Consider the following 2,538-nt stretch of genomic DNA (forward strand, 5'->3'; position numbering starts at 1 on the left):
CTGTGGGTGATGGCGTGCCTTTTGAAGAATGAGCCTGCGAGTTAGTGGCATGTGGCGAGGTTAACCCGTGTGGGGTAGCCGTAGCGAAAGCGAGTCCGAATAGGGCGACCAGAGTCGCATGTTCTAGACCCGAAGCGGAGTGATCTACCCATGGCCAGGGTGAAGCGACGGTAAGACGTCGTGGAGGCCCGAACCCACTTAGGTTGAAAACTGAGGGGATGAGCTGTGGGTAGGGGTGAAAGGCCAATCAAACTCCGTGATAGCTGGTTCTCCCCGAAATGCATTTAGGTGCAGCGTCACGTGTTTCACGCCGGAGGTAGAGCTACTGGATGGTCTAGGGGGCCTACAAGCTTACCGAAATCAGCCAAACTCCGAATGCCGGTGTGTGAGAGCGTGGCAGTGAGACTGCGGGGGATAAGCTTCGTAGTCGAGAGGGAAACAGCCCAGATCGCCGGCTAAGGCCCCTAAGCGTGTACTAAGTGGAAAAGGATGTGAAGTCGCGAAGACAACCAGGAGGTTGGCTTAGAAGCAGCCACCCTTGAAAGAGTGCGTAATAGCTCACTGGTCAAGTGATTTTGCGCCGACAATGTAGCGGGGCTCAAGTACACCGCCGAAGCCGCGGCATTCACACATAACACCGAGGACGACCTGCGGGTTTTCTTCCAGTGGTGTGGATGGGTAGGGGAGCGTCGTATGGCCATGGAAGCGGCGGAGTGATCCAGCCGTGGAGGCCATGCGAGTGAGAATGCAGGCATGAGTAGCGAAAGACGAGTGAGAAACTCGTCCGCCGAATGACCAAGGGTTCCTGGGCCAGGTTAATCCGCCCAGGGTGAGTCGGGACCTAAGGCGAGGCCGACAGGCGTAGTCGATGGACAACGGGTTGATATTCCCGTACCCGTGTATCCGCGCCCATGATGAATCAGTTGTGCTAAGTGTCCTGAACTTCCGAGAAGACCTTCGGGTCTCGAGTGGAGGGATGCACATGACCCTGGCTGGTAGTAGTCAAGCGATGGGGTGACGCAGGAAGGTAGCTGGGCCAGTCAGTGGTTGTACTGGTGTAAGCCTGTAGGGCGTGGTGTAGGCAAATCCGCACCGCATGAAGCCTGAGAGGTGATGCGTAGCCGATTGAGGCGAATTCAGTGATCCTATGCTGCCGAGAAAAGCCTCTAGTGAGTTGGTACACGGCCCGTACCCCAAACCGACACAGGTGGTCAGGTAGAGAATACTAAGGCGATCGAGAGAACTGTGGTTAAGGAACTCGGCAAAATGCCCCCGTAACTTCGGGAGAAGGGGGACCACAACCGGTGAACGGATTTACTCCGGGAGCTGGGGGTGGTCGCAGAGACCAGTGAGAAGCGACTGTTTACTAAAAACACAGGTCCGTGCGAAGTCGTAAGACGATGTATACGGACTGACGCCTGCCCGGTGCCGGAAGGTTAAGAGGACCGGTTAGCGCTTTCGGGCGCGAAGCTGAGAATTTAAGCCCCGGTAAACGGCGGTGGTAACTATAACCATCCTAAGGTAGCGAAATTCCTTGTCGGGTAAGTTCCGACCTGCACGAATGGCGTAACGACTTCTCAGCTGTCTCAACCACAGACTCGGCGAAATTGCATTACGAGTAAAGATGCTCGTTACGCGCGGCAGGACGAAAAGACCCCGGGACCTTCACTATAGCTTGGTATTGGTGTTCGGTACGGTTTGTGTAGGATAGGTGGGAGACTGTGAAGCGGGCACGCCAGTGTTTGTGGAGTCATCGTTGAAATACCACTCTGATCGTATTGGACTTCTAACCTCGGACCATGATCTGGTTCAGGGACAGTGCCTGGTGGGTAGTTTAACTGGGGCGGTTGCCTCCTAAAATGTAACGGAGGCGCCCAAAGGTTCCCTCAGCCTGGTTGGCAATCAGGTGTCGAGTGCAAGTGCACAAGGGAGCTTGACTGTGAGAGCGACAGCTCGAGCAGGGACGAAAGTCGGGACTAGTGATCCGGCACCGGCAAGTGGAAGCGGTGTCGCTCAACGGATAAAAGGTACCCCGGGGATAACAGGCTGATCTTCCCCAAGAGTCCATATCGACGGGATGGTTTGGCACCTCGATGTCGGCTCGTCGCATCCTGGGGCTGGAGTAGGTCCCAAGGGTTGGGCTGTTCGCCCATTAAAGCGGCACGCGAGCTGGGTTTAGAACGTCGTGAGACAGTTCGGTCTCTATCCGCCGCGCGCGTCAGAAACTTGAGGAAGGCTGTCCCTAGTACGAGAGGACCGGGACGGACGAACCTCTGGTGTGCCAGTTGTTCCGCCAGGAGCACTGCTGGTTAGCTACGTTCGGAAGGGATAACCGCTGAAAGCATCTAAGCGGGAAGCCTGTTCCAAGATGAGGTTTCTCACCACCTTCGAGTGGTTAAGGCCCCCCACAGACCATGGGGTTGATAGGCCAGAACTGGAAGCCCGGTAACGGGTGCAGGTGACTGGTACTAATCGGCCGAGGACTTACCAACAAAGAAGCTACGCGTCCACTGTGCAGTATCTGAAACAACACACGAT

The 2,538-nt window shown here is 55.9% G+C and carries 1 rRNA gene (only partly in view); it reads left to right on the plus strand.

Annotated elements, in window-relative coordinates:
* A 23S ribosomal RNA gene (locus tag ABZ942_RS43745) occupies nt 1-2,492 on the plus strand (it extends 728 nt beyond the left edge of the window).
* Nucleotides 2,493-2,538: the final 46 nt, after the last annotated feature.

This window comes from Nocardia sp. NPDC046473, from assembly GCF_040645995.1.
Lineage (GTDB): Bacteria > Actinomycetota > Actinomycetes > Mycobacteriales > Mycobacteriaceae > Nocardia.